This is a genomic window from Exiguobacterium sp. RIT452 (assembly GCF_003598705.1).
Lineage (GTDB): Bacteria > Bacillota > Bacilli > Exiguobacteriales > Exiguobacteriaceae > Exiguobacterium_A > Exiguobacterium_A undae.
On sequence record NZ_QXJB01000001.1, the window covers coordinates 605,523 to 631,921 of the forward strand.

At 41.0% G+C, this 26,399-nt stretch carries 41 protein-coding genes; 28 read left to right on the forward strand and 13 right to left on the reverse strand.

Annotation, left to right across the window (positions count from 1 at the left end):
• Nucleotides 1-12 precede the first annotated feature (12 nt).
• From D3D03_RS03055 to D3D03_RS03070, 4 genes are all read right to left on the reverse strand, one after another.
• On the reverse strand, nt 13-252 hold the full coding sequence (locus tag D3D03_RS03055; RefSeq protein ID WP_119922688.1) for a hypothetical protein: 240 nt from the start codon (nt 250-252) through the stop codon (nt 13-15).
• Between the two features lie 84 nt (nt 253-336).
• Complete coding sequence (locus D3D03_RS03060) at nt 337-1,266, reverse strand: ABC transporter ATP-binding protein (protein WP_119922689.1); 930 nt, start codon at nt 1,264-1,266, stop codon at nt 337-339.
• The gene (locus D3D03_RS03065) at nt 1,266-1,955 is read right to left on the reverse strand and encodes an ABC transporter permease (RefSeq protein ID WP_119922690.1); all 690 of its coding nucleotides are present in this window, start codon (nt 1,953-1,955) and stop codon (nt 1,266-1,268) included. The genes D3D03_RS03060 and D3D03_RS03065 overlap by 1 nt, the downstream gene beginning before the upstream one ends.
• Nucleotides 1,956-1,982: 27 nt before the next feature.
• The gene (locus D3D03_RS03070) at nt 1,983-2,396 is read right to left on the reverse strand and encodes a DUF4064 domain-containing protein (protein ID WP_158583673.1); all 414 of its coding nucleotides are present in this window, start codon (nt 2,394-2,396) and stop codon (nt 1,983-1,985) included.
• A 187-nt stretch (nt 2,397-2,583) separates the two neighbouring features.
• On the opposite strand from D3D03_RS03070, the gene D3D03_RS03075 reads away from it, so the two are divergent.
• Both D3D03_RS03075 and D3D03_RS03080 read left to right on the forward strand, forming a co-directional pair.
• Nucleotides 2,584-2,883: a DUF2089 family protein gene (locus D3D03_RS03075; RefSeq protein ID WP_026833232.1), complete on the forward strand. Its 300-nt coding sequence runs from the start codon at nt 2,584-2,586 to the stop codon at nt 2,881-2,883.
• Nucleotides 2,883-3,167 carry a hypothetical protein gene (locus D3D03_RS03080; RefSeq protein ID WP_035414168.1) on the forward strand — a complete coding sequence of 95 codons (285 nt, stop codon included), beginning with the start codon at nt 2,883-2,885 and terminating at the stop codon, nt 3,165-3,167. The genes D3D03_RS03075 and D3D03_RS03080 overlap by 1 nt, the downstream gene beginning before the upstream one ends.
• 261 nt (nt 3,168-3,428) lie before the next feature.
• Here the strand turns inward: D3D03_RS03080 and D3D03_RS03085 are convergent, their stop codons facing one another.
• On the reverse strand, nt 3,429-3,617 hold the full coding sequence (locus D3D03_RS03085) for a hypothetical protein (RefSeq protein WP_119922692.1): 189 nt from the start codon (nt 3,615-3,617) through the stop codon (nt 3,429-3,431).
• 158 nt (nt 3,618-3,775) lie between these two features.
• On the reverse strand, nt 3,776-4,744 hold the full coding sequence (locus tag D3D03_RS03090) for a DUF2268 domain-containing putative Zn-dependent protease (protein ID WP_119922693.1): 969 nt from the start codon (nt 4,742-4,744) through the stop codon (nt 3,776-3,778).
• A gap of 243 nt (nt 4,745-4,987) precedes the next feature.
• Between D3D03_RS03090 and D3D03_RS03095 the strand changes: the two genes are divergently transcribed.
• The 3 genes from D3D03_RS03095 (at nt 4,988) to D3D03_RS03105 (ending at nt 6,148) form a co-directional block, all read left to right on the forward strand.
• Nucleotides 4,988-5,287 carry a hypothetical protein gene (locus tag D3D03_RS03095; RefSeq protein WP_119922694.1) on the forward strand — a complete coding sequence of 100 codons (300 nt, stop codon included), beginning with the start codon at nt 4,988-4,990 and terminating at the stop codon, nt 5,285-5,287.
• Nucleotides 5,288-5,378: 91 nt separating this feature from the next.
• A complete protein-coding gene (locus D3D03_RS03100; RefSeq protein ID WP_028106500.1) occupies nt 5,379-5,597 on the forward strand; it encodes a hypothetical protein in 219 nt (72 codons plus the stop codon).
• 74 nt (nt 5,598-5,671) lie between these two features.
• The gene (locus D3D03_RS03105) at nt 5,672-6,148 is read left to right on the forward strand and encodes a glutathione peroxidase (protein ID WP_119922695.1); all 477 of its coding nucleotides are present in this window, start codon (nt 5,672-5,674) and stop codon (nt 6,146-6,148) included.
• Nucleotides 6,149-6,230: 82 nt separating this feature from the next.
• Here the strand turns inward: D3D03_RS03105 and D3D03_RS03110 are convergent, their stop codons facing one another.
• Nucleotides 6,231-6,695, reverse strand: coding sequence for a hypothetical protein (locus D3D03_RS03110; RefSeq protein ID WP_119922696.1), 465 nt, complete (start codon nt 6,693-6,695; stop codon nt 6,231-6,233).
• A 14-nt stretch (nt 6,696-6,709) separates the two neighbouring features.
• The gene (locus tag D3D03_RS03115; RefSeq protein WP_119922697.1) at nt 6,710-7,615 is read right to left on the reverse strand and encodes an EamA family transporter; all 906 of its coding nucleotides are present in this window, start codon (nt 7,613-7,615) and stop codon (nt 6,710-6,712) included.
• A gap of 171 nt (nt 7,616-7,786) precedes the next feature.
• Here D3D03_RS03115 and D3D03_RS03120 point away from each other — a divergent pair, with 171 nt between their 5' ends.
• The 4 genes from D3D03_RS03120 to D3D03_RS03135 all read left to right on the forward strand — a co-directional run bounded on the left by D3D03_RS03120 (nt 7,787) and on the right by D3D03_RS03135 (nt 10,482).
• Nucleotides 7,787-8,731: an SMI1/KNR4 family protein gene (locus D3D03_RS03120; protein WP_119922698.1), complete on the forward strand. Its 945-nt coding sequence runs from the start codon at nt 7,787-7,789 to the stop codon at nt 8,729-8,731.
• 15 nt (nt 8,732-8,746) lie between these two features.
• Nucleotides 8,747-9,703: an SMI1/KNR4 family protein gene (locus D3D03_RS03125; protein ID WP_119922699.1), complete on the forward strand. Its 957-nt coding sequence runs from the start codon at nt 8,747-8,749 to the stop codon at nt 9,701-9,703.
• A gap of 74 nt (nt 9,704-9,777) precedes the next feature.
• On the forward strand, nt 9,778-10,194 hold the full coding sequence (locus D3D03_RS03130; RefSeq protein WP_119922700.1) for a hypothetical protein: 417 nt from the start codon (nt 9,778-9,780) through the stop codon (nt 10,192-10,194).
• Nucleotides 10,195-10,215: 21 nt separating this feature from the next.
• Nucleotides 10,216-10,482: a hypothetical protein gene (locus tag D3D03_RS03135; protein WP_119922701.1), complete on the forward strand. Its 267-nt coding sequence runs from the start codon at nt 10,216-10,218 to the stop codon at nt 10,480-10,482.
• A gap of 369 nt (nt 10,483-10,851) precedes the next feature.
• Here D3D03_RS03135 and D3D03_RS03145 read toward each other — a convergent pair whose 3' ends face one another.
• Nucleotides 10,852-11,499 (reverse strand): DUF3885 domain-containing protein, encoded by a 648-nt coding sequence (locus D3D03_RS03145; protein ID WP_119922703.1) that lies wholly within the window; start codon nt 11,497-11,499, stop codon nt 10,852-10,854.
• Between the two features lie 152 nt (nt 11,500-11,651).
• Between D3D03_RS03145 and D3D03_RS03150 the strand changes: the two genes are divergently transcribed.
• Nucleotides 11,652-11,873, forward strand: a complete 222-nt coding sequence (locus D3D03_RS03150; RefSeq protein WP_026833220.1) for a DUF2188 domain-containing protein — start codon at nt 11,652-11,654, stop codon at nt 11,871-11,873.
• Between the two features lie 228 nt (nt 11,874-12,101).
• Here D3D03_RS03150 and D3D03_RS03155 read toward each other — a convergent pair whose 3' ends face one another.
• Together D3D03_RS03155 and D3D03_RS03160 are read right to left on the reverse strand one after the other, a co-directional pair.
• Entirely contained in the window at nt 12,102-12,728 is a 627-nt protein-coding gene (locus D3D03_RS03155) for an ATP-binding cassette domain-containing protein (protein ID WP_119922704.1), read from the reverse strand.
• Nucleotides 12,729-12,747: 19 nt separating this feature from the next.
• A complete protein-coding gene (locus D3D03_RS03160) occupies nt 12,748-14,625 on the reverse strand; it encodes a hypothetical protein (protein WP_119922705.1) in 1,878 nt (625 codons plus the stop codon).
• Nucleotides 14,626-15,483: 858 nt separating this feature from the next.
• Here D3D03_RS03160 and D3D03_RS03165 point away from each other — a divergent pair.
• Nucleotides 15,484-15,843: a transposase gene (locus tag D3D03_RS03165; protein ID WP_119922706.1), complete on the forward strand. Its 360-nt coding sequence runs from the start codon at nt 15,484-15,486 to the stop codon at nt 15,841-15,843.
• Between the two features lie 34 nt (nt 15,844-15,877).
• Complete coding sequence (locus D3D03_RS03170) at nt 15,878-16,081, forward strand: His/Gly/Thr/Pro-type tRNA ligase C-terminal domain-containing protein (RefSeq protein WP_119922707.1); 204 nt, start codon at nt 15,878-15,880, stop codon at nt 16,079-16,081.
• 58 nt (nt 16,082-16,139) lie between these two features.
• Here D3D03_RS03170 and D3D03_RS03175 read toward each other — a convergent pair whose 3' ends face one another.
• On the reverse strand, nt 16,140-16,361 hold the full coding sequence (locus tag D3D03_RS03175) for a hypothetical protein (RefSeq protein WP_119922708.1): 222 nt from the start codon (nt 16,359-16,361) through the stop codon (nt 16,140-16,142).
• A 231-nt stretch (nt 16,362-16,592) separates the two neighbouring features.
• On the opposite strand from D3D03_RS03175, the gene D3D03_RS03180 reads away from it, so the two are divergent.
• The 6 genes from D3D03_RS03180 (at nt 16,593) to D3D03_RS03205 (ending at nt 20,127) form a co-directional block, all read left to right on the forward strand.
• A complete protein-coding gene (locus D3D03_RS03180; protein WP_119922709.1) occupies nt 16,593-17,189 on the forward strand; it encodes a hypothetical protein in 597 nt (198 codons plus the stop codon).
• A gap of 66 nt (nt 17,190-17,255) precedes the next feature.
• Entirely contained in the window at nt 17,256-17,939 is a 684-nt protein-coding gene (locus tag D3D03_RS03185; protein ID WP_119922710.1) for a hypothetical protein, read from the forward strand.
• A gap of 48 nt (nt 17,940-17,987) precedes the next feature.
• Nucleotides 17,988-18,308 (forward strand): hypothetical protein, encoded by a 321-nt coding sequence (locus D3D03_RS03190; RefSeq protein ID WP_119922711.1) that lies wholly within the window; start codon nt 17,988-17,990, stop codon nt 18,306-18,308.
• A gap of 46 nt (nt 18,309-18,354) precedes the next feature.
• Nucleotides 18,355-18,630: a hypothetical protein gene (locus tag D3D03_RS03195; protein WP_119922712.1), complete on the forward strand. Its 276-nt coding sequence runs from the start codon at nt 18,355-18,357 to the stop codon at nt 18,628-18,630.
• A gap of 26 nt (nt 18,631-18,656) precedes the next feature.
• Nucleotides 18,657-19,526 (forward strand): SMI1/KNR4 family protein, encoded by an 870-nt coding sequence (locus D3D03_RS03200; protein ID WP_119922713.1) that lies wholly within the window; start codon nt 18,657-18,659, stop codon nt 19,524-19,526.
• Between the two features lie 13 nt (nt 19,527-19,539).
• Nucleotides 19,540-20,127, forward strand: coding sequence for a hypothetical protein (locus D3D03_RS03205; RefSeq protein WP_119922714.1), 588 nt, complete (start codon nt 19,540-19,542; stop codon nt 20,125-20,127).
• Nucleotides 20,128-20,187: 60 nt separating this feature from the next.
• Here the strand turns inward: D3D03_RS03205 and D3D03_RS03210 are convergent, their stop codons facing one another.
• Nucleotides 20,188-20,715, reverse strand: a complete 528-nt coding sequence (locus tag D3D03_RS03210) for a hypothetical protein (RefSeq protein WP_119922715.1) — start codon at nt 20,713-20,715, stop codon at nt 20,188-20,190.
• Between the two features lie 203 nt (nt 20,716-20,918).
• On the opposite strand from D3D03_RS03210, the gene D3D03_RS03215 reads away from it, so the two are divergent.
• The 10 genes from D3D03_RS03215 to D3D03_RS03255 all read left to right on the forward strand — a co-directional run bounded on the left by D3D03_RS03215 (nt 20,919) and on the right by D3D03_RS03255 (nt 26,339).
• On the forward strand, nt 20,919-21,488 hold the full coding sequence (locus D3D03_RS03215) for a suppressor of fused domain protein (protein ID WP_119922716.1): 570 nt from the start codon (nt 20,919-20,921) through the stop codon (nt 21,486-21,488).
• A 59-nt stretch (nt 21,489-21,547) separates the two neighbouring features.
• Nucleotides 21,548-22,129, forward strand: a complete 582-nt coding sequence (locus tag D3D03_RS03220; RefSeq protein ID WP_119922717.1) for a hypothetical protein — start codon at nt 21,548-21,550, stop codon at nt 22,127-22,129.
• Between the two features lie 172 nt (nt 22,130-22,301).
• Nucleotides 22,302-23,024, forward strand: a complete 723-nt coding sequence (locus tag D3D03_RS03225; RefSeq protein WP_119922718.1) for a DUF2750 domain-containing protein — start codon at nt 22,302-22,304, stop codon at nt 23,022-23,024.
• Nucleotides 23,025-23,141: 117 nt separating this feature from the next.
• Nucleotides 23,142-23,378: a hypothetical protein gene (locus D3D03_RS03230; protein ID WP_119922719.1), complete on the forward strand. Its 237-nt coding sequence runs from the start codon at nt 23,142-23,144 to the stop codon at nt 23,376-23,378.
• 18 nt (nt 23,379-23,396) lie between these two features.
• Entirely contained in the window at nt 23,397-23,789 is a 393-nt protein-coding gene (locus D3D03_RS03235; protein WP_119922720.1) for a DUF5412 family protein, read from the forward strand.
• A 29-nt stretch (nt 23,790-23,818) separates the two neighbouring features.
• Nucleotides 23,819-24,385 carry a hypothetical protein gene (locus D3D03_RS03240; RefSeq protein WP_119922721.1) on the forward strand — a complete coding sequence of 189 codons (567 nt, stop codon included), beginning with the start codon at nt 23,819-23,821 and terminating at the stop codon, nt 24,383-24,385.
• 26 nt (nt 24,386-24,411) lie between these two features.
• Nucleotides 24,412-25,098 (forward strand): hypothetical protein, encoded by a 687-nt coding sequence (locus D3D03_RS03245; RefSeq protein ID WP_119922722.1) that lies wholly within the window; start codon nt 24,412-24,414, stop codon nt 25,096-25,098.
• Nucleotides 25,095-25,265, forward strand: a complete 171-nt coding sequence (locus tag D3D03_RS16760) for a hypothetical protein (protein WP_199699989.1) — start codon at nt 25,095-25,097, stop codon at nt 25,263-25,265. Before D3D03_RS03245 ends, D3D03_RS16760 begins: the two co-directional genes overlap by 4 nt.
• A 34-nt stretch (nt 25,266-25,299) precedes the next feature.
• Entirely contained in the window at nt 25,300-25,746 is a 447-nt protein-coding gene (locus D3D03_RS03250) for a DUF4304 domain-containing protein (RefSeq protein ID WP_158583674.1), read from the forward strand.
• A gap of 68 nt (nt 25,747-25,814) precedes the next feature.
• Entirely contained in the window at nt 25,815-26,339 is a 525-nt protein-coding gene (locus D3D03_RS03255) for a hypothetical protein (protein ID WP_119922724.1), read from the forward strand.
• Nucleotides 26,340-26,399: the final 60 nt, after the last annotated feature.

Here is a 26,399-nt window from a genome sequence, read left to right on the forward strand (position 1 = left end):
TATTCTCCACTCCTAGATCAAGACAATCAGCGAAAATCCAATCAGGATGTTGATGAAACTGAGGACATCCGTTGTTTTGGTATAAGTCGATCTCTCCGTTTTCTTCGCTTTGTCATTAAAAATCATCAAAACGACAGCAAACAGCGTCGTTAAGCCAATCGGCGCATTGAAAAAACTGTCGGAATACGTGAATGAGTTGGTCACGATGTAGATGGTGTTTAGAATGGAAAGGTAAAACAAGGTTTTCTGCATATACTCAACTCCAGTTTAGAATCATGTTTCATTATACATTTTCACTAAAAATGACAATGACCAGAATTTATAGTGAATGGTATCTCAAGCCGTTCGTACTTCAACACCTAAGTTTAGGAAAATTTCTTCCAAGGAAGCTTCTTCTACCTCTAATCGATAGACATTTACTTGTTGCATAACCAGGTACTTATTCAGCTCAGGAATAGCACTTTCATTTTGCACGATGAACTCAGAATGTGTAGCGGAGATGCTTAAGACTTTTACTAATTTCGATAGCTCGATTGTTAGCTTCTGTTGAGTTTCGTTATCGATCATCTCATGTTTCACATAAACGGTGATACTTTTTTGATACTGACTTCTTAATTCACTCATGGTACCTTTTGTCTGAATCGAACCTTTGTTCATGATTGCAATTTCTGTACAAAGCTTTTCGACCTCGTCCAGGTTGTGAGAAGTCAGGAAAATAGTAGTACCTTCAGCAGCTACCTTTCTGATTAAAGAGTGAATACCCAGAATAGAGTTCGCATCTACGCCTGAAGTCGGTTCATCCAAAAATAAAATGTCTGGTTTATTGATCAAAGCTTGGGCAATCCCCAGCTTTTTTTTCATTCCAAATGAGTAGTTTTTTGTTTTTGTATTCATTGCCTCTTCTAACTGAACATCTCTTAAGACTTTTTTTAATTCTTCCGTGGTCAATTTGAGGCCGAGCACCTTACTGAAATACTTCAAGTGATCAAGTGCTGTAAAATTTTCGTAAAAAGTTGAGTAATCGGGTAAGACGCCTATCCGTGTTCGAACACCATTTAAAGAATCACCTGCTGCTCCCAATATTTCAAAAGTACCTGAGGTGGGCCGTACAAGTCCTGTAATCATATTGATGAATGTTGATTTACCAGCGCCGTTTTGACCTAAAAAACCAAAAATAGAGCCACTTGTTATTTCTAAATTTAAATTGTTCACGACCGTTTTGTTTCCATACTTCTTAGTTAAATTCGTTGCGCGAAGGGCTATCATCAGAGATCTCTCCTTTTAAAGATGATTAAACTTAGCATGACAAAAACTACTGTATGTATTAAAACGAAATACGTGTAAGAAGTGTTTGCATGAGTGTAGTAAAAATACGGAGTTAAATAGGAAATTGTATCGATTGCTACGTTCTTTGAAAGAAGACTCCACATGCCGATTACTGGTAAAGCGATAGAGAGGACGATTCCTGCGAACATGGTCAAAGAAGAGTTACTTACTACTGTCGAAAGGAACAGCGATAGACCTATGAAGTAAGAAACGAAAATGATGCTTTGAATCAAATCCACAAAATAAAATGATTTAGAAAATGGAAAAATCAACAAGAGCGCGATACTTAAGCAAAGTACCCAAAACGAGATATTCCCTAAAAACTTCCCGAAGATAATGTTTTCGCGAGATGTTTTCGTCGCTAAGAATCGAATGGTTTTAGATTCCATCTCTTTATTGACACTGCTATGCGAAATGCTTGTCACAAATAACGGTGCAGCCAAGAAGAGAAGTAGCATCAATCCAATCACATAAGCATTGTCTCCTAAACCTAAGCCGCTCAGTTCACGTTTAAACTGACTGACCAGTTTAGCGGATCCAACCGTCACTCCGAACAGAACAACAATGATGATGATTGCTCTTATGCTTTGGAAGAGTGATTTGAATTCTCGAAGTGTAATAGCCAACATTGATTTACCTCATCTCTATAAGTTGATTTAATTTTGTCGAGCTAATTTCTTATTTTTCGATACGTTTGTGATTCCTGCAATCAAATAAGCGATTGATCCTAAGAAACCTGCGAATAAGGTGAGTACACCTCCAAGAATGGCGGTCGCGATTAAGACTTTTCCGACAGATTCATTTTTTCTGATACGTATGATCGAGAGGAATCCTCCTGCTGTACATAAAAGTGAAATGGCTCCTAAGTATAAAAAGAAATTTTGTAAGAAGGTGATGATTTGAGCAGCTGTTACGTCCTTAATATTTTCGTCTGTAATAAATTCTTGTGCTAAATCTTTTGTACCAGCACTCTCACCAATCGTTCCATAGAGCATAAAACTACCAATACAAAGCGACCCAAATAAAATGATACCGATAAAAGAAAACACGATTTCTCCAGTTCTTTTCAAATTCAACAACTCCTTTTCCTTATTTTTCCGATTTGACAACTCCAAACTAACACGAATAAGTTAACGTATTCAAGTGAAAATTGAATATAATTCAAAAAAATGTTCTTTATTTTTTTAACTTATGTAAAAAATACTTTAACTTTATTTATTTTTTTGCTATTCTAAGTATACAGGAAGGAGATGGATAATGAATAAAAACGAAGTTCCTGCGTGGGTTTTATCTCTAGAACTTGACGAAATAGAATTCATTAAAAAGTTTATTTTGAGTTCTGGATCACTGAAAGAATTAGCTAAAGGTTATAACGTTTCTTATCCGACCGTCAGAATTCGGGTCGATCGAATCATTCAAAAAATCGAATTAAATTCTAAGGCAGAGAATGAACCCTTTATCGCTTATATCAAGCAAATGGCTATTGAGGACCGCATTAGCATAGATGATGCCAAAAAAATAATTGATAAATATAGACAAGAAAGGAGCAATACTTAATGGATGTTCTCGTTTCAGCTTTGTTTATCGCAGCAGGATTGGGATTACAGTACCTTTTATCGAGTAAAAATAATCCATATCTCGGAGTCATCATTCCAGTCCTTTTCGTGACAGGAATGACATGGCGTTATCTTGAGGGTGGGTATAACAGTTTTCTTGCATACGCTCTAATTTTAGGATTCGGACTGATCGTTCTTTTCGAGGAATGGTCACGCGGGCGCAAGGCAATGAAAAAGAATCAGGAAAAAGAATTAGAAAAAATAAGAACATATGATATCAATTAAAGCAACGATATCTAGAGAGTCTGTTTTAGTGGTGGAGATTCTTCAATAACGTTCAATTGATTAATCTGTTTGGTTGAATGTGAGGCCGATAACTTTCGTTCGAACGTTAAAAAAGTTACATAGCTTCCAGTCATGCAATGAAAGCTCAGTTCATCTGGTCAAATAGCCATAGTATTTTTTCGGTTCGTCGTCCGATGAGCATATACAAAAAGCGGGTAGAGAAATGAATTCTCTGCCCGCTTTTGTATCATAATTATGTAATTAACCGATATCGTCAATGCTGTTTCCATCTTGGTCGACTTGGACAGAAGATCCGGTCCAACCGTATCCGTTTGATTCCAACCAACGTGTAAATTCGTGGAGAAATTCTTTGTGGGGAACATGCCCGCCGTCTTTTTTGACAACGATGTGTCCGTCTAGCTTAACGTACGTTTCCTTTAGTGACCCCATGATATGCCTCCTTAAATTAATGGATTGCTTTCGAAAGTAAGAGTATATCGTTAGAATAGGGATTTTACAAAGGATATCCTTTTCGAGCTTTAACTCAATGGTGAATCCGTTCGAAACAGCTTGATTATCATCAGATTTCGGAACAATGCAAGATGTCATCATTCAAGAAGATCTTGGTACTTGTAGCCCTTTAAAATATCTTGTTGATCGGCAAATGTCCATTCCGATATAGAACGGTCAGGATTCGTTTTAAAGTAGTGATCCATGATATCCCGTCCTAAGATATAGTTACTCCATTGGGGAATTTCCTTTTGTTGGTTACCGCCTGCAACTTCTTCATAAGTAGCTTCACCGCTCTCAATCAGACTTGCTACATGTTTCTTGATTTTGTCATCCATCGGTACGTTCCACGGCGTTGAAACACCCTTGACGACACGATCGGCAAAGGCATCCGCCTTGCCTTCGGTGATGATGGAATCAAGAATCGCATTCATTTGATATTCAGGTGTATCATGAAGGACCAAGTGATGGTATTCATGCGCGATTGAATAGGCAAGTATATTTTTATCAAAGTTTGTATCGAGATACAGAATGAACGTATCTTTATATGCTCCGGCAAATACTCCCTTCATGGATTCACTCATAGAAAAATACTCCGAGTTGGTAGGTGCGATGAAAATCGTACTTTTCTTTTTAGGAAGTATCTTATTTGCAGCGGTGTAGTTTTTTATAATGATATCTTTGATTTCGTCATGATGTTTCATCAACTCGTTTGTCCGATCCACCAGTTCTTGCTCGTAAGCAGTTGATTGCAACAAAAAGTAGCCTTTTAAACTGGTTGTATCAAAGTTTTCCTTCTCCCCAATTTCATCTATGTAGCCGAGGACAGATTTCACATAATTTTTTTTATCCGTTTCCGGATCATTTTCTTTAAGGGATGCCTTCAGATAGTTTTGATAGGGCGTATAAAGCGGGACGATGTTTAATTCACTATCCTTGTTGATTTTCACAGTTTCCGCTTTAAATTCTTTACTTTCGGAGTGCGTCACTGTTTTTTCTGTTTCGTCTGTACAGGCTGCTAGCAGCAGGAACGGGATGCAAAGCAAAGGAGCGATTACTTTTTTCAATGGGATGACCTCCATTTTTTATTTTTATGTAAAAGTACACCATATTTTTAATACGCATTCTCATCATAAACATAGGATTGAACATTTCTACGGTAAGCCTTTTTCTATAGTGATGCATTGTTATATTTTTTACGTTCACTATCGGATGAGGTTTCATATATTCCGTTTTTTTACAAAAAAAGAAACTGGAAATAACAAATTCACGATACAATCCAGAAAGAATGTTCAGTAGGAGTTGGTGTAATGGAGAACGTTCAAATCAGTGAAATCATCACAAAGTTGGAAATGGTTTTAGAAAATCAGCTGACACGGGAAGAAGTGTCAGATTGGGCGTATGAACAGATGACGGCGATGGAATGGAGGGAAGAAAAAGAAAATCGTGCGCTGACAAAGGATCAGTTGGCTGTTTTCCATTGTCTGACGACAGTCTATGGGATGGATTTGAAAAATAGCCCGACCGAGTATTTTCATGTAGACGATGATTTTCGGGATTGGATCAAAGCGTTTCAGGAAGTAGAGAAAAGACTAAAGGCTAAGAAATGAGCGTATTTCGCTGATACACTCAATAAAAATCGTCCAAATCATGAAACCTTTGCTTGAAAAAACAGGTAAAAAGAGGAAAGGGGATGATGAGATGGTACGATGTACGAATTGTGACTACAAGTGGAAAAAGAAAGACGTGGTGGTCGTCGTTTTTGCGACGCGCGGCAAGACATGTCCGAACTGTGGTAAGAAGCAGTATCTTTCAAAAGATACCCAACATTATCTATCACTCGGATACGTCAGCCTGTTTTTTCTATTGATTATGCCGTTTGTCGTTAAGCTGAGTGACCGGGAAGAACACATCTGGTAAGCAACTGGTTGCATGTTCAAAAAAGACGGAGTTTTTTCAGCGGCGTATACTGACGGCAAAGGGGGTGCAACGGGATGCCATCACTCTATGAGATTGAAGTGAAAGACGCAACCGGACAGACCGTTTCATTGCAAGATTACGCGGGAGAGGTGCTTCTCATCGTTAATACAGCCAGCAAATGCGGGCTCGTCGGTCAGTTCGGGGACCTGCAACGGTTGTATGACAAGTATACGGATCAAGGCGTCAAGGTCCTTGGATTTCCATGTGACCAGTTCAACAATCAGGAATTCGCGGACCAGCAAGAAACGATGCAATTTTGTCAGCGGAATTACGGTGTGACGTTTCCGATGTTTCAGAAGATTGACGTCAACGGACCGACGGAACATCGTTTGTATACGTACTTGAAACAGCAACAGGGTGGACTATTGTCGTCGAACATTAAGTGGAACTTCACGAAGTTTCTCGTCGATCGTCAAGGGCGGGTCGTCAAACGTTTTGCGCCGGTTGATTCGATCCAGACGATTGAAAAAACCCTGACGCGCTATGTATAATGAAACCACGTCCCGTCCGGCGCAAGCCGTCGGGCGAGACGAGTCGCATCACCCTACCTTTGGCGAGGTAGGGCTTTTTTTATCAAATATTCGTTGGCGGATCGAACGTCTGTTTAACGATATAGTCACTCATCTTATGACCGAGGTCCGTAAAAACGGGCGGACGCGGGGACAGGATATGAAAGTCCTGTTCGAAGGCTCGAATGGCGTAATGGGTCCAGTCTCGCGACGGGTCCCGCTTTAGCCCCATCCAGGCCGTCGCAAAAGTCAGGAGTGCCGAGTCCTTATACAGAACGAGCGGAATCGTATTAAACTCCACCCCGTCATCCAGTTCATGCAAATCCGACGATCGAAGCAGGACGCTGTCTGCTTCAAATAACAGTTCAAAATAATTGCAGGCGTAATCACCGCTGATAATCATGGTTTCGTCCGTATGACCGCGGAAGTAAAACGTTAATCGATTGCCATTGGCCCGATCGATTATAAAGTGATCAAGCGCAATTTGATAGTCTTCCCGGTACGTCAGTTTCTCGAATGTGATATGCATGACGGATTCCCTCCTTAAGAGTGTTTTTCCTTGGCAAGTTCGAGGATGTCCGGCTGTCGTGTCGAACGCGACGACCAGACGAGTAGTCCGATGCCGAAAAATAAAAGCGAAATGCCGACCCACGATAACAGACTGAGTGTTTCCCCGAGGACAAAGACACCGAGTAAAGCAGCAGTCAACGGTTCACCAAGAGAGAGTGTGACGGCTGTCGAAGACGAGACGTGCGCAAGACCTCGTGCAAACAATAAGTAGGCGATACCTGTTGCGAGAACACCAAGATGCAGACTGATGCCGGCGCCGCGCAGACTGAAGACCCATGACAGATCAAACAGGAATAACAGTGGCGATAATAAGAGAGCGCTGAGTGTAAACACGACTGCGACGACGGATAGCGGAAGGTGTGTTTTCACTAAGTCCCGGCTGACAAACGTGTAGACGGCAAAGGACATTCCGGCACCGAGTGCGAGTATGATCCCGAATGGATCGACCGAGACAGATGCTTGATTCATGACTAACAGTAAACAACCGGCAATCGAAAGCAATGTCGACAGCCACCAAATGGTACCTGGTCGATTTCTTAAGACAAGCCATTCAATCACTCCGGAAAAAATCGGCGCACTGCCGATCGCGACGACCGTGCCGACCGCGACTCCGGTCATCAGGACAGCGGAAAAGAACAACGGCTGATAGGCGGCCATGCTGAGCGCAGCAAGAAAAATCGTTGGCAGCGGCCAATCTTTCAGCGTCAACTTGCCGGTCAATAAGAGGAGACTGAGTAAAAATAATCCGCCGACCGCTAAACGAACGGCGCCGATGGCAATCGGATGAGCGGCTTCCGGCGCAAAGGCTTGTGACGTGCCGGTCGTCCCCCACAGCATTGCTGCCAGTAAAATCAGCAACATCGAAGATTGTTTTTGCATGGTTCACCTCCAAGTGCGTACATAGTTGTGATTCGCAAGACATTGTTTTGATTAGAAAAAGGATACCACAGAAACAGGAAGGAAGAATCGACCAAATTATTGGTAAAATGGTAGACTAAAGGAAGATGAGGCAATACGGCTCATACATAGAGAAACAAAAGGATGGATATTATGAATCAAATCGCAGTTGTCCTCGATGGACTCAAACAGAAAATCAGCCATGGATCGACGTTCATCCAGCGCAGTTACAATTCAATCGGTCAAGCCACGTTCCATCTGCCAAAACCGGTTAAACCGGAAACACTTCAAGCGTTCCAAACCGAGTTCAAGCAACCGTTACCGAGCGAATACCAGACATTTCTCGAACTGCATGACGGAGCGAAACTGTTTATGTTAGGCGATGAGGGGCTGGTCTTGTATCCGCTCGAGGAAGTGATCGAAAAGACGATTGAAGCCAAGGAAGACGGTCTGATTGATGAAGACTATGATCATTACTGGATCATCGGTGAGGTAAACGAAGGGTACTTACTGATTCATACGGAGCATGCGAAAACAGAAGATACACCCTACATGTACTGGAAGTATCATGAAGGATCAACTGAAGACACAGATGCCATCGGTCAAAACTTCGGGACATTCCTTGAACGGTCGATCATCGCGCAAGGCGACATGTACTGGGAATTTAACATTTTTGATGTCCGGGAAGATGATTACTACGTCGAAGAAGAAACGGAGCATGTGCAGGCCGGCGTGCCGATTGCTTCCGAGGAACGAGTCCGGATTGAAATTGAGTATCCGATTTACCGCCGGGGAGGGTTTATCGTTTCTTTTTATACATATGAAAATGGAAAACCTGATTTATGGTGGAGATCCGACTACGATACGATGAAACAGGTGCATCGCTCCCTGCTGAGTACTCTGGAAGAACCACGGTTCCATTTTACAGAAATCAATGTGTTCCAAAAAGAAGCACTGATTTGGCAAAACGAAGATGCATCCGGTGAACTGATCGCGAAACGCGTCGAACATCCGCAAACCCAAATCATGCAGTATGACGGGTATCAAGCATTTGTGAACGACTTACCGCGTCCGTTACCGGGTTGGGAAAAAGCATGATAGGGAGAGAATGATATGAATCAAATCGCAGCAGTACTCGGTGGGCTTCAACAGAAAATCAATCACGGATCAACCTTCATTCAACGGAAGTACAATGAAATCGGTCAGGCAAAATTCAATTTTCCGGAACCGGTGACCGCTTCGTCGCTTGCGGCATTCGAAGCCGAATTCAATCAAAAATTGCCGAGTGAATACCAAACGTTTCTTGAACTGCATGACGGAGCGGATCTGTTTATTCTTGACGACGGTCTTGGGCTAGTGTTGTATTCTCTTGATAAAGTAATCGAATCGACAATAGAAGCAAAAGAAGATGGTCTTATTGATGAAGATTTTGATTATTTTTGGGTGATTGGTGAAGTCAATGAAGGATATCTCTTAATTCATACGGAACATGCTAAAACAGAAGACACACCTTATATGTACTGGAAGTATCATGAGGGAACAACTGAGGACGCCGATCCAATCGGCCAAAACTTCGGCACGTTCCTTGAGTATTCAATCATCGCCCAAGGGGACGTATTTTGGGAATTTAAAGACTTCAGCATTGAGAAGGACAATTATTTCGTCGACGAAGATTCTCCGAAAGAAGACGTCAAGCCATTGCTACCGATCAAATTCGTCGATTCCGTTAGGGTCGAAATCGAATATCCGATCTCAAAAACTGATTCAGATTACGAATATACCGTCTCGATCTACGAAGGGAAGTCTGGGAAAGAACGGTTGATGTCACGTCATGAAGGCGGATCCCGTTTTAACAAGCTAATTGAGGATGTCCGTAACCGGTTGTCTGATCGACAATTTCATTATTCATTAATTAATGTCTTTCAGACGGAATCTCGATTTTGGGAAAATGAAGAAGAAACAGGCGACTCATTAATTATAAATGAAAGCCCGCAAAAACAAGGGCTCAGTTATGACGGCTACCGGGCCTTTGCGGACCAGTTACCGCGTCCGTTACCGGGCTGGGAATAAGCAAAGCATTACGTTCAGGGAGCACCTTCATTTCATCCACTCTTTTGAAATGCGTGCGAAAAGGAGGAATGGAAATGAAAAAACTACTGATTATCCCATTGTTATTCAGTTTAGCCGGATGTATGTCCCTCGACATGAAACCGAGCAGTCAGTCGGTCGAAACAGGCTATACAGGAAGCGTCAAAGAAGGATTTGTATTTGAATACAAACTGACGAACACAGGCGATTATCCGGTAAAAGTCGTCTCCCGGGCCGGTCATCTGCTCAATGTAAAGGTCCGCAAGCACGATACGCAAAAAGTCGTCTACGACTCTTACGAAGAAGTGGAGCCGAAACGGTTGTCGAAGGAAGTTCAACCGCATACAACGGTGACGCTGAAGAGAAAAGTCAAAGCCGGTGTCATTCCGGCAGGTGTCTATGACATCGACTATATCGTCCGTGATGATACAGGTGAAGGTACAGCCGGTGACGGCGAAATCAGATTAAAATAACTTAATCCAGGAGGAATACACATGTTGAAGAATCCAAATTATCGTTACGGCACATGGGCTTTGATTGTCAGCTTTTTCTTGTTCTTTATCGTTCAACTGTTCAGTGCCTACATCGAGCTGTCACCGAATTTTGCCGGTGAGTCGCTCGATGACTATTATCTGAAATATTTCCCGATTGGTGCACTGATTGTTGGATGTACGTTTTTTATTAATGGCTGGTGGAAGGAAGACTTGAAACAACAGGCGCAAAAACAAGAGTTGCTTGAAACAAAAAAATCGGTCGAATAAACTTATTTCTTGAGATGGAGTGAAACGAAATGGTAAAGAACTTTAATTTTTTATTGATGTTAACGGTAGCCGGCATCATATTCATGCGTTTTTTGTCAAATACAGAAATGATTCCATTTTTGAAAGTAGTTTTTATACTTATCGGATTAGTAATGATCTTATGGGGAATCATCGGAATGTTATTGCACGGTTGGGTTATGGGGTATGAGCGAAGAAATAAACAAATGTAAGCGAATTGTGTTATGTCCGGTGATTCCTTTAAAAGGAGGACACCGGATTTTTTCGTTTAGCGATACTAAATAATTCTGTTGATAATCAGTTATGAAAACCGGTTGTTTTATATTCCAACAAGCATACTGTTCCCATCTGTTAATCGGACTGTTCGTTTAAAAGTAAATATCCTTCAGAGAGATCAGATTTATATTTTTCTTTTAGAAGCTTAAATCTCGTTTCATTGTTAGTTAAGATAAAACAGCCTCGGTCGTCAAAAATATGCAGGATGATATCTTGATCGGCATGCACAAAAAAGATTTCGGGATAGTACGTCTGTCTCGATTTGAAGCGGGGATACAACTCAGGAAAGTCCTGATTACAGATTGCTTGAAGCAATTTTGTATAATAAATGACCTGTCTGTTCGGTAACAAGCGGGCGTATTGGATAATGACGTCCTCGTCGCCGACATTCTTTTTTTCAAATTCAAGCGTGTATCGATTCTTGTTATTTTTAAGATAATGCTCAAAGATTTCCGTACTTTTCGCCGGAGGAGAATGGCGGTCTTTTCGGACACGTACAACGAGGTACAGACGGTCGTCTTCCTGAAAAAGATCTTCAAACAAGGTGAGCGATTTTTGATAGACCTTCTCGAAATACGCCATATTCAGTTCATCGGAATTATCTTGTATTTGGTATAGTTCTTTTTGCAAGTCGAGACTTAGTGTCAGTGGACGCTCCGAAAAAGATTCTTTTAGCACGTCCGGATTGTCAAAATGGGTCTGTAAATAATCGTGTAACTTCATGCGAATGCTCCTCTCCGGGCGGTTGTTGTGTACTGCTAAGTGAACAAGGTTTCGATGCGCTAGAGACTGTTTCCAGACGAATGAAGACTTTTAGTTAAGGGTAACAAGGATAGAAGCAGGATAAAACGATCCACTAAAAAGGAAGTGAATTCATGGCGAATCAGCATATTACACCACATCCGGATGGCGGTTATCAGGTCATTGAGGAAGGGGCTTCAAAAGCAACGGAACGGTTTCCGACACAAAAAGAAGCCATCGCAGCAGGACGGAAAATTGCGAAGGATCAACAGGTTGAGCTGATCATTCACAATAAGGAAGGGCAGATCCGCGATAAGGATTCGTACGGCAATGATCCGTTTCCTCCAAGAGGTTAAGAAAGTATAAAACTAGACTGACCTAGCGATATGACACACATGTAAAACACCTTCAATAAGAGGTCTGTAAGCAGGTTATACACTATCTAAAGAATGTATCCAAGAAGAATCAGACTGCCGTTACACCGGTCAAATACGGTGTGACGGCAGCCTGATCAAGGTATGGTATTGGTATTTTTATCTATGATGTGGATAGGAACGATTATTTCTAAAGAGCAACTCGTTCTATTATAAATTAACGATTCTACTGCAATAACTAAAGGCATTTTTATCGTGACTCACCATAACAATCGTTTTTCCTTCAGCATTTAATGTTTTTAACTGATTTAATATTAAATCACTATTCTCTTTATCCAAGCTCCCTGTTGGTTCATCTGCTAGTATGATTTCACTTTCACTAAGGATTAATCTTACTAGTGCGACCCGTTGTTGTTCCCCACCAGACAGTTGGTAGATTGGTTTATCTAGAACATGTTCAAGCCCTAATTTCTTCAATTCTTGATCCATAACATCTCTGCGTTCTTTTTTGCTTTTTTTATTAAAAACAATGTTCAGATTTTCATAAACCGTGAAATCATCTATCAACGCAAAGTTCTGAAACAAATAACCGATCTCTTTTTCAAGGACCTTTCGAGCACTCTTTGAATGAATATCGTTATATGTTTTCCCCTTTAAAATCACATCGCCCTCGCAATTCTCAAGCAGTCCTATTATATTCAATAATGTTGATTTTCCCGCTCCACTTTTTCCTGTTATACCAAGAAATTCTCCTTTTTCAACAGATAGATTAAAACCATTGAAAATATGTTTACCTTCGAACTTTTTAGTAATATTCTCAAGCTGTATTATCGCCATTTTAATTCCTACCTTTAATTTATTCTCCTTTTAAGACGAGAATAGCTTTATTTTTCATATATTTATTAATAAATATAACGAATAGCATCATTTCGATTAAGAAAAGAATGATCAGCATCCAGTTAATTACTGCTGCAATCAATAGCGTAATTACTCCATTAAAAATCAAAAAACTCATTATTAGCGATTTCGGTCTTTTACCTAAAAGTCGATTCACCGCAAACTCCTTTTTACGAAACTCTAAGAAAATCGTAATGATTGAAAGGATACAGAGCAAGAATGAGAAACCGGTAATTATGACATGGAACAACGATTCTACAGTAGCAATAGAAAGATTCCCTTTGGCAAGATTGTATTCACTTTTCATCGATTTTACATCTATGCTGCCAGAATCATAACCTTTTGATTCTATCTCTTTCATTAATGCGGTAGCACTGGATGTATCAAAAAGTACTTCTCCTGAGTTCAAATACAAACTCTTCTGTAAAGGTGCGACATAAGTAATTGTGTCAAATAGGTATGAGCCTGGCCATAATAGATTTTCTTGTGTTTGACCATTTTTAACATAATGTACTTTAGTTTTTTTACCTAGAGATAAAGACTTTAATACCTCTTTGATCTTTTTTTCGTAATGAGCCGGTACCAATAAAGTAAAAGGCTGAACTTCATCGGATTTTAAAAGGCTTCCATCCTGATCTTTAATCTTTACGACGTTTAAAATATTTTGAGAGACTATAGTCAAAGGAATGTTTTCGAGATTTTGTGACATGCCTTCAGTCTCTAATTGGTTCAGTTGGTTGATATCTACTGTCTCTTCTGACGGAGAGTAGTTGAAAATTCCTTCATCTTTTAATGATTCGATGTAATGGTCTAGCTCTTTATGAACCTTCTCTTCTGGAGAAGATGCAGTTTGGATTGTGTAAAACGCATTTTTCTCAAGCTGATTGATGGAATGTATCGCAGAATTCAGTTTGTTCATATCTTTTATGCTCGTATCGAGCGATAAGACTAACAAAGTTACAACGATTGCTTTGAAAAATAATAGAACATAGAACAACTTTTTATTATTTTTATTATTTTTGATCGCATTCACTTGGTTTAATCTAGAAATAAACAGTGAACCAATTATGCTGGATCCGATAAAAATAATGGCTAAAAAGAGATACAAGTAGATACACATCAGAGCATACGATTTTAATGCATTAAGATCAGTGACAGAAATGTATACAGCAAAAGGAAGAACGAACAACAATGCAGCTCCGAATGAATGAATTACAAGTTTTTTAATTAATGAAAACGAAATACGAAAATTATTCCATCCATTTAATTTTTTTATTCCGATTTCTTTTATGCGATGAATATAGTAAGTTGAAATGCTGAATAGAATCAAAAGAGTCAATAGCGAGAAGAATTTAAAATTAAGTGATGAAAAGAGCATACTTACGTTAAAAGTTGTCGGTTCAGATGTGCTACTCACCATTTCGTATCCTGCGGTCGACAATTGCTCTTTGAAGTGATTAACTTTATTTTCATCGTTTGATTGAATAGTGAAGTACTTTATTTTCTTCTTTTCATTTGGCGAGTATGAAGAATAAATAATTTGATTTCCCGGAAAAATACTTGGCTGACGTCCCAATTTAACATCGGAAGTAGGATTCAACAACGTGACATCTAAATGATTTCTTCCGAAACTGATATCGTTGAATTTTACTAAACGAATCATCATATCCGTTTCGCTTGCGATTTGAGTAAGTTTTTCGCCGGAGATGTTTTTTGATAACGAGAAATCATATACAGTATCATCATTGAAATATACATCTTTGTCAGCAACTAATAAAAAGAAGAATACTGAAAATGCACCAACTAATAATCCGATTCCTAAGAATATTTTTTTCATAAGACTTCCCCATTTATAATGTTTTACGATCGAATTGTTTTGAGAAAATAATTTAGAGGTTTTAATTGTTAAAGTTTAAAGAGTAAAGCCCCAAAAAGCGACGATTGAACGCTTTAATGGGGCTAAATTACTAATGAATCGAAGAAGGGCTTCTAATAAGTAACGATCTTAATTATTTTACAACTGAAAAATCGTTATATCCGGATCTGTTAGCTACGAATGGATTTGAGTTAGTCGCCCCAACTGAAATTTTAACTTGTCCTGGAGCTCCTTTTCCTGTAGTCGTGCCTGTTTTTTCTGATTTTGTTCTTATGTAGCGACGTCTTAAAAAATGTAGCACCCTATAGTATGAATGTAAATCGGATCAATGCATTTTTTTACATTTTCAGATCTATTTTTTACTTTTTTTACAAGAATGATTTTTCATATATTACAGAATAGATTAAGGGTCAAAATGGATGAGTTCCACTTGCACATTCTTTTTCTTTCTTATTCTATCTAAAAACTTAAGAGTAGAAAATTAAAGCTTTTGAAGCGGGAATCGTGTCTATAGTTCGTTTTAATCTCTCGAACTCCAATATTATGCAACTCATTTTGTACATATTTTTTTAGAGATGAGTAAAAAAAATTCAAGAGAATTCTCAAAGCAAAACAGTTCTTTTCAAGTCAATTTTGAGTACTTAACGAAGACATTATCCTTGTCAGAATAAAAACAAATGGGACATGCTTCAATTATCAACGGAACTATTGTGAAGATATAAGAGAATTAAGAATAGTTTATAAGGGGGATTTACAATACAACTTTTAGAAAAATGATTAGCTTAAATTAAAAAAAATATTTAGAAATGAGGAAGAGAAATGGACGGTAAGACCGAACGGTTTGCAAAAGCAATTTACGAAACGGTTGTAACTGAGAGTGTCCAGTCTTATAAAGACATGTTTAACAACATGGAGATAAGTTCTGATACGGATGACTATTCAAGGCAGGCAGTTACATTGTTTCGAAGCCTGAGTAAAGATGATCAAAGTGTATTTATGAGGATTATCGAACAAACTATAATTGATGACGTGTCACATGTATGTGGTATTATGGACGGGACTTCCACACTAACAAACTGTGACATTGAGCCTAAGTTACTACTAGATTCTGAGGAAACAGATGAATTGTTACAAGAAATGTTTTTAGCACACATCGAAGAAGAGGACCTGAACCCATAGTATAGAGAGCTAACTTAGGCGGCTTGCTTCTTATATGCAGAAGGATGCAGACCGTCGGATTGAAGTTGAACTGTCCGGGAAGAAGATCAATAAAGCGATGGAGCGGGCTGATCGGGAAAATATGCTGGAGGTCATTGTCCTCGGCGGAAATGAGATTGAGAACCGATTCTTTGAAATCAAAGACATGGCGTCGAAGGCAACGAAATGGGTCAAGTATCCCGTCGGATCTCTTATGTGATGAGAACGAAAAAAACGCAGATGCTCTGTTCTTCCGTGAACAAGAGTATTTGCGTTTTTTACATGAAAGTCTTTCGGTTGTACATTTTCTCTTCGATTCGATTCCAAATACGTGTTGCGATATAAAGATTACATACTGAAACGATAGCTGCGATGACAATCATACTGATACCGGTCTTATCTGCTAAAACAAGCGGTTTAAAGATAGTGAACACGACAGATAGAAGAATTGGAATGGTGATACCGTTCCAGACAGAAAAAAATAACATCGCTTTCCACATCAAGCTCATCCTTTCAAGGTGAATCTATCATGTAGTATATCAAAAAATAGACTTTATATTAGAAAAAATGGAAACCTTAGACAGGTTCCGTTATTCTTTATAGGTAGTACAACATTATTTTCCGGTAAGGAGCATAAAATGACTGAAATCCTGATTATAGAAGAGCCTGTCACTCAACATTTTATAGAAGACCTAGTGCATCCCTATCGGTTTGACGGAGGTTTACCTGTTGTGCATCGTTTAAGCGGAGAAGGACACGTCGAAGAAGGTCGAGACTTTTTAATGGCATTCTTAACACATCAAGCGGTCTTCCCGTTGTATGTGCATTTTGTAGATGAGTACGAACTGTCTGAAGACTTTACAACCTTTTTTCAAAAACATCAGATTGATTATACGATCGACGATTGTGGTGGCAACTTGAAATCTTACGGGTACAAACGTTACAACTACTACTCTTGTATTACGGTGAAAATCCAAAACATTGCTGACTTACTGCTTGTATTAAACAAAACGTACTGGCTCGCATCTGAAAATGTATTCTACTGCATCAGTCATGCGGATACTTTAACGTTCGAATGGGGAGACTTTTGGGAGCGGGGAGTCAAAAGAAGACAATCCATTGCTGTGTTTGATTTTAATGCTTCAAAGACCTACATCACCACTGATTATGACGGATTAGGATTTTGTATCCTCAGCCGGGATACGCAGTACACTTCTCTTGCTGGATTGATCGCCAGTTTGCCGGATCAGATGGTCGTTACGCAAATCAATGATGAAGTAATAGAAGATGAGATATTACATACAGAGGATCAAGAAAAAGACATTTAAATTTCGTCTTTTACATCACTTGTACTTTAAAAAATAAAAAAACTGTGTCTCAGTAAGGAGAACAAAATGGCAGAAATCATGATTATGGAAAAAGAGATTATCGAAAAGGATGCAATGAACTTAGGATACCCGTTTGAAATGGGTGGAGAGTTGAAGACAGCTTATTTTATTGATGTAAGCCGAATTGAAAAAGACGGAGCAGATGAAAGTAAAGAATTTTTACTCGAATTCTTAATCCATCAACAGGTGTTTCCACTCTATATCAGTTTTGTGGATGAGTACGAGTTACATGAAGAACATGACGCGTTCTTCAAGCAAAATATGCTTTCGTATGTCGTGTTGGATTTAGATACACAGTTTCGAAGTGGAGAGGTGAATGTCCGTTATAGGGAATACCATCCGTGTTATACGATTACCGTTCAAAATGCGGAAGAACTGCGTCTTGTCCTGAACAAAACCTACTGGCTGGCATCGGAAAATCTATTTTATACGATCTCGTACTCGGATAACCTGTCATTTAAGTTGGGTGAGATAAAATGGTGGCGATTGAAACTGATTCGCCCGATTGGTGTTTTGACCATGCACCCGAACATGACCTGTTTTAAAATTGCCCACGATGGCAACGGTTTTTATTTGCTGTCAAACGATGAAAGCTATATACCAATCGAACACCTGGTGACCCGGCTTCCGAAAGGGACCGTCATTTCGCAAATCAATGATGACTGGTTACTGGATGACGAAACCGATTGATCCTGGTACACGTAAAAGAAGGTTGAAACTGAACATGGAGGAATGAGAGTGGAGCACGTTTTGTATTATCTGTGTATAGCTACATGTATCGGAACGGTCGCGGCTTTTCTGTTTAATCGGTTGCAACCCGGTAATCGTGTCTGGACAATCAGTATCAGCGTGACCGTTTTGTTGTTGGTCCTGGTGAGTATAACCGCGTTGCTTGGGTGGGATGCTGCAGAGGAAAAGCTGTATCGGTCATTTGGTTTTTTAGTTATGAATATCTTTCCGCTCTGGTATGTACGAATTGAAGGGAACAATAGGAGAACAATCGTCTGGTCATTGACGCTGGCCTTGGTCGTGGTGATGTTCGGAACGATTCTAGGATGACATATGATAGAAATCATACATAGATGTTAAAAAGGGGCTGTTCATATTGAAGAAAAAAATGTTGATCATCTCCATTCTGTTGATGGGAGGCGGCGTATTTGGAAACATACTTTTTACCCGACTCAGTTATTTTCCGAATGCAGATTTTCGGATTATGAATATTCCGTTAGCAGCGGGAGCGCATTACTTTAATCTGGGACTGGTGTTGCTTACCATGACGCTAATCGGACTGGTGTTATTCCCGTGGTTTCTGGAGAAAAAACAATTTTCGAAAACGGTGCTGGCACTTGTATTAATTATTTGGTTGCCTGAAGTCGTCTAAACAACATGGACAGGAGCGATGATATCGTGAGCAAACTCACTAAACGCCTCCATGCCGATTCAAAAATGCCCGGGGTATCAGCCGTTGAACTGAGAAAAGCAGAACGTGCCTTAGGTGTTTTGTTTCCAGATGAATACAGAGACCTTTTTTTGCAGACGAATGGTGCACAGTTTGGTGAATGGAGTCTGTATCCTGTAGCAAGCAGACAAGCAGTCTTACAGGATATCGTTCGTCACAATGAGAAGCGTCCGGCTGGCTTGCCCGATGACTTGATTTGTATCGGTGAAAATCTAACGGGTGACAAGCTGTGTTACCGGATTCGAAAACGTTTCCTGCAGGAACTCGTCTTTAGATGGAACGAAAAGACGGGAATTGCAAAATATCCGTCGTCTTCTTTGGAACAGTTCGTCGAGTGGCATGTCCCGAAACGAAAAATGAATCAGGTCTACCGACTTGGCCGTTTTATGGTCGAGAGCAATGAGTTAATCGTGACGGATCCTTATTACGGACTAGAGGAAGACACGGATTTACAGCTGATTTTGTCGAATGTGAAGTCAGGCAGCTGGACGGCAGCCACCATTTACACGGAAGACGAGTGGGTCAAGCAACTGCTTGTTTTTGAAGGGGATAAAAAGTGGAGCGGCAAATGGCGCCGTCAGGATCAACCAATCAGCACGGACTCGGCACTGGCCGGTATCTTCGATCGAACAGCTTATCGTCAGAATCAAGCAATGGAATTTGAGACAATTGTTTCGTCCGACGACCAGGCCGGCATCGTCTCATTTGGAGCTGTCTCGTCGTCAGGTTTTGGAGACGGACTGTATGATGTTGACATACAGTATGATGTCTCGAGGCAAATCGTCGGCGTACGAATTGACTTCGCAGATGACGAATGAAGGAGTTGGGATAATGGAATTGGATAGTATGTTGGTCGGTGAAGGAACTGCTTTTATCTTTACGTCCGAGGACAAAGGAAAAGTGCGTTTTCATTGTTATACGGATGATGAAGAATACGCAGATGTCGACATGGAACAGCTGTTGCAAGATTCGTGGCAGGACGGGATGGCTCTTTACAGCAAGAACATTCGAGAATTTTTACTGGAGTTGAATCATTATCCACTGTACGTTCACAGTATGAGTGGTTCGGGCAAGATCAACATTGCGCACGACGCTGACAGCAGCACAAGATTTGACCGGGGGAATATTTATCATCGATTGACCATCACTTCAGAAGAAGCATTTTTTCATTACTTCCCTAAAGCTTATCAAGATGCATACAATAACGAGAGTGTATTGTTTTCAAGCGAGAAGACGATTGAAATCGATGAGACAAAAAATGACTTTTATTTTAAAAAGTTCAGGTTGAACTTTTCGGATGACGAGCGGAATTGTTTCTTCCTATGGGTGAATCATGATGGCAATGGATTTGACTTTGTTGCGAATTTTTCAGATCATCCTTATCAACACGAGACGATTGAAATCGAAGATGTTGAATGAGCGGATATGTTAAAAGGAGTGCAAACGGGCGATGGAACAGACCCGGTTACACTCCTTTTGTTATTCTTTCACTTCTGCAACCGTCTTGAAAATCTGTGAATAAACATCTTTGATAATTTGATCGTTCTTTTGATCGTTGTTTAATCCATATTCCCAGTAGCGATAGCGATCTTTTTTCCCTTGCAGATAACCGGATGCATAGGAATGCTCCAGTTCGCTCGCATTGGTATACGTCAGGTCTTCAGATACGAATGGTAAAAATCCTTTTGTTGTCTCTAAGAAGAAGGTCGGAACATCAAGTTTCCGGTACACCTTCACGTACTTTTCTTCATCTGCCTGTTTTAGGTTATCTTTTGTGATGAACACCGCATCAAATTGTGAAGAAATCTGGTTCGTGTCTTCTAGTTCTTCAAATGAGAGTGTTGAAAACTTTACATTTTTCTCTTGCAGATCAGGCTGTTCTCCAATCACACCGATTTTTAAGTACGTTCCATCATAGGAAGTATCTTTAACTTGTGTTGATGCGTCTACACCACAACCTGCTAATGCGGTCGCGGCAATCAGTGAACCCATTAATAATTTTTTCATGGACACGTTCCTTTCGCGTTCTTTTAATATCACAGTGATTATACCAATTATTTGGAAGATGAACCTAAATCGAAATGAAAAAATAGGTGTTAACAATTAAAATAAAAATTCCCAATAATGTTATCTGATTATATAATATAAAGTATATATGGAATTTCTTTTAGGCCTTGTTTGGCCGGCGAAGAAAGTAAACGGGAGGACATATGAATTATATTGAGCATTTGGAAAAACACTGTGGTGAGATAAAAGGAAGTTTAGAGTTAGAAGATATGATGGAAGAAAACATTCAATTCCTGAAGTTTGAGAACGCACCCATCGATAATACCTATACAGCGACAACACTCGGATTACTGTGGCGACCGCTTCAGTTTGAAGAGGAGCGATTTTATCATCAGGAACTGATGATGTCGGTCAAGCAGCCGGAAGCGGAGGAAGATGTCATCGAATTGCTATGGCGTCTGACGACCCATGCTCTGGAAACTGGACAGGCATTTGAATTGGGCGAATTTTACAGCATGCCTGAGACGGTGTTCGGACAATACGGCTTTGCAGGAGTCTACGTGACAGCACCGTTTTATTTTGACGAGAGCTTTTTCATCCATCATGGGGATGCCAGTTTTGATGAGCCAGAACACGTTTTGCCTGTCTGGTTTGTTCCGATTTTCGAATCGGAAGCGGACTATCTCGAGCAACAGGGCATGGATGCTTTCGACGAAATCATTGATGCAACAGAGGATGAACTGCTTGACTTAACACGTCAGCCATTGATTTAAGAATCATATTCATAGAGCGGAAAGCAATCATACGTTGCTGAAGAGAGGGCGGAAGCAACATGTTAGTCGATCACTACAAACAGGTTCATCATCTAGAAGTCGATATACCGAAGGATGAGCGTTTTCAAAAGTATGAACATCTCAATATTTATTTTGAGTGGGGATTCGCAATCATCCAATCAACCGAAGAAGTTGCCAGCGAGGATGCGGTGTGGTTGCTCGGGCAAACGAATGCATTCCCGATCTGCATGGTCTTTGATGTATTTGATTTTTCGATAAATGAAACAATTGCGGTTCTCGAATCCTTTGACATACCGTATCAGACGTCAAGCAATGACGTAACAAAGCTCATTGATGGAGAAGAAGCTTCGCGTGAGACTAACATACGGCTCATCGTTAATCAGGAAAACACGTTGCGAGAAATGATTCCATTCCTGCACGCATGCGGATGTCACGGTCAGAAAAATTATCTCTATTCCGTGATCACGGACGGAACAGATGTATTATCAGCGACAGAAGACTTTCCGGGAATCGATGTCTCATACGCCGTCGTTGCGGTCGGACCGGATGGAGAAGGTGTGGATGTCATCGGACCGAGGGAACGGATTATTCCGCTGTATCGGCAAGTACGAAAGAGATAGATGCAGAATGGCGGCATGATCGTTAACTATTTTATTGTGATCGACGAAAGTTCAAAAGGTTAGTCAAGCGAATACAGGATTCGAAGCAGAAAATTCGTGTGAATAGATGGAAATGAAAAGTTAATCTCACTTCAATAGAAGAAACAAAATTATACATAAAGGAGTAGTAAAAATGGAACACCAGATCGGATTACCAGGCATTACAGAAGAACGGTTGCAGGAAGTCGAGACAGAACTCGGATTTTCGTTGCCGTCCGAGTTGCGGACTTACTTTAAAAAGGAAAATAAGTTTGAAGCCGGTGAGTGGCAATTCCATCCGATCAAGGACGAACAGTATATCAAGCGGACATGGGAAGACATCGTCCGTGTCAACTCGACGGATGCAGAAGACTATCCGGACGGGTTCTTCCGGATTGCTGCGGACGGTTCCGGGGATGAGCTCGGCTATCTCTTGCCGGACGCAGAAACCATCGTCCTGTGGGATCACGAAGAACAGGAGTTGTTCCCGGTCGCCCCGACGCTCGTAGACTTTTTAGAACAAGAGCAACAGCTGTTAGAGAGTGCCATCCAAGCGGATGAATTCTTTGAAACCGTACTCGAGACAGGATCTGTCTACGGATTATCGAAACTAAAACAGTCGGGTTGGGCCTATTGTCCGTCGAACCAAGATGAATCGGATGTGTTATTGTTCTTCTCGACGGAAGAAGGAGCGCGTGCCTGCCAGACAAACGGATGGGAGAAGTATCATCTGATTCGCCTCGATCTTGATGTCTTTACAGATGGCTGGTTGCCGAACATGATTCAGGACGGTTTGTACTGTGGACTAAACTGGGATGCCAATCTGCAAGGGCTCGAGCTGAACCCGGAGAACGTTCTCGAGGAACTCGAAGGCTGACGACAGAGTGAGCACCACTTTTCCGGCCGGACGAGCGGAAAAGTGGTTTTTTTAATGAAACCGACTTTTGGAACGAGACGTATTTGAAACTATTAGTTCACGAAACGAGGGGAAAAAATGATCCTATCATTGATTGGAATCGGAGTCGTCCTTGCTTTATTTGCACTGGGTCTGAAATGCGTCCGATCCAAACACCCGGATGAGACACCTTTTTTGGACGCGGCTAACGGAACCGATTCAATCATTGGATCGGTCGTGATGTTTCTCCTTTGTTCCTTATCCGTTAAACAGTACGGTTACCTGTGCTTTGCCGGAGCCTTTCCTCTGCTGTACTGGGTCAGTGCATCATGGTAAAAAGCAAGAGAAGAGGAAATGAACGTGTGGAAAAAAATTAGAATCATCGCGAGTCTACTTGGCATACTGCTGGCGGGATATTTGGCCTGGCAAATCTACATTTTATTATTCGCCGTACATATCAAATATGTACCGCAAGGCGATTTATACAAGACGGTCACCTCTCCTGACGAGCGGTATACGTTACGGTTTTACCGTTCGAGCGGTGGGGCGACGACTGGATTTGCGATGCTCGGCATCATGGAAGATCAAAAAACAAAAGAACAGCGCCGCGTCTACTGGGAATATCCATGTAGAGAGGTAAGTGTGAAATGGCGACGGGACGTTGTCATCATCAACAAGACCCGTTTGAACATCTGGACTGAGGTGTATGATTTCAGATTGGATCAACCGATTTATTCAGCAAAATAGAGTTCATGAAGGGAAGAGGAAATATCCTGATGATCATACTTAGAAAGCACATCGGCAGCTTGATGTATTCCTGGACCATTTATCGCGACGGTCGGACGGTTCAGGCATTTTTTGGAGTCAATGAACCATGGATGCTGGATGAAGACATTGATGAAAAAACAGAAGAACAGTTTACGTTTCGTTTTCAAGCCCGTCGTCGCGTGAAGGAACTGATTGCCGAGAAGCAGGCGGACGGATATCAACAGGAAATCACACCGGATCCGGTGCCGAGTCAAGAAGAACAGTTGACGTTTCACAAGAGGGCGACATGGTTTGCGTATGTACTTTTCGGAGTGGGATTGATTCCGCTTGTAACACCCTGGACTTTATCTCCGTACGGGATAGTCATCCTAGCAGTACCCTTCCTCATCATGTCGACGAGCGGAAAAATGCTGCCGTTTTGGGTCAAAACGATGTGCTTTATCAGTTATGTCCTGATTAACATCAGTTACAGACATGCACCGGACATAAAATATCTGGACGCCGGTCTGTTACTCGCAACGGGCGTGTTACTGTGGGGCTACATGAATAAAAGCAAAAAACGTTTTAACACGTAAGCTGACAAGGAACGGGAGGGTCAGGCATGCCGACAACATTTTTAAAGCAGTTGTTGCAAGAAAAAGAGAGTTCAGACTTCTCATCATTACGTTCCGCTTATCTTGCGAAACAACAGGGATTGCGAAACGTGTTTTTACAGCAGATGAACAAATTCATAGCGGAAGCACTCGTATGGGACATTCAGCGACAACGGCAGTTCACGGACTGGTTGCTGACCGCATGTGAACGAGAAGAAGATGTGCATGAACTGCTGATTCATCCCTTGAATGAGCGGTTATTGAAACCTGTCCTCAAGCAGTGGATGAATGATCTGCCGGAAGACGTACGACCGTATCGGTGGTTTGGCATCTTCTCTTTTGAAGAAGACAACAGTCTTGAATATCTTCAGACGGCGATTGACCGCGGCGGTCGGCAGGAACAACTGGCAATCGAGACGATGATTCGTCATCTGTTGAATTGGCTGTGGTACGCCTTCCATCATCTCAATGAAGATTTGTATTTAAGTGAGACGGAAGACGATGCGGAGACGCTTAAGGAAACCCGTTTGTTGATTGATCAACTCGATGATTCGGTTCAAAAGACCGAGTTCATGGAGGAATGGCAGGAACACGCCCGGACGTATGAACTTTGGTTGCGCTTTTTAAAAGAAGAGACGGAAGGGTTCATGGAGTGGCGGGAACGACAAGAAAAGCAGGGAGAGAATAAGCAATGAAAACTCCTTACGATCCATACAAGAATACGGAACTGTGGAATGTCATTTCGGAAGCGATTGACGAACTGATTGAAAACGATGATTTGAAAGAACGGACGACCCATGATCATATCGTCGGATACCTCTGTCAAAAAGTCTCATCTAGCCTAACGGAGAAGGGAAACTGAGCAAATGGGAATCGTACCGGTAGGAAATCGAAAGATGATGGCTGAAGCGATTAAAAAAATTATTGTCCCTGAATTGAGGAAACAAGGATTTAAAGGGAGCTATCCACATTTCAGACGGAAACAAGATACCCATCAGGAACTCTTGATGTTTTATATTACAAAGTACAGTGAAAATTTTTATATCGAGACAGGAGTCATCCCGTTAACCGGTTATCTTAACTCTGAAGGAGACCTCATTCCTCCAAATAAAGTGACAGTCTTTTCTTTAAAAGGGAATGAACGATTTATAGTCGGGTCAGACGTTGTAGCCAATCATGATGGAATGTATTTTGTGATGAAAGGACTATCTTCTGAAGAAGAGCACGAACAACTGGCTGAAGAAGCTTTTACATATCTAAAAACGAGTGAATCAGACTGGATAGCCCGTTGCTCCGAATGGAATAAGAAATTGTATGAATCGTTTGATGAGGAAGACGCATAAAAAGAAAACACCTATGTTTAATTCTAATTAGAAAAATCAATTTATTGAATAATGAGGAGTGACATACGATGAAAAAACTAGGGACTTTTCATAATCAGCAAGGTAATATGATCGTTTCGGACCCAGCTTTTCTCGAACCGGATCCGGAATTTAACATCACGATTCCGGTTGCACCTGATTCGACATGGACAGTCTGGTATAACGAGGACGACCAGCCGGAAATCAATCTGGTGTACTTGACGATTGAGGATCACGCAGATATTGCAGCGGATGACTTTGACATTCTTGAAGGTTTTGCGGTGGTGGATTCCTCACAGCTCGTCGTCATGAATACAGCGAATTACGGGAAACGCGAGGCCATTGACTGGGAAATTCGAAACACGCTTGAGTTCGACGATGAGATTGATCCTTTTTACATCGCCATCTCAGATGAATTGATGGAGGAGGAAATCTTTCTGTTTCCGTTTGGTGTTGCCGTCCAGTTGATGGGAGACGGCCATTACAAGGTTCGCGTACGACGCGATGCGGATCAGGTCACCGGCATCCTGCTGGTCATCGGGGAACATGAAGATTTTGAAGAGGACTTCGAATAATTCAATACCAGCGATTGAAAGCGTCTCACCTAAACTTGTTGAAGTAACCATTCAAGTGAG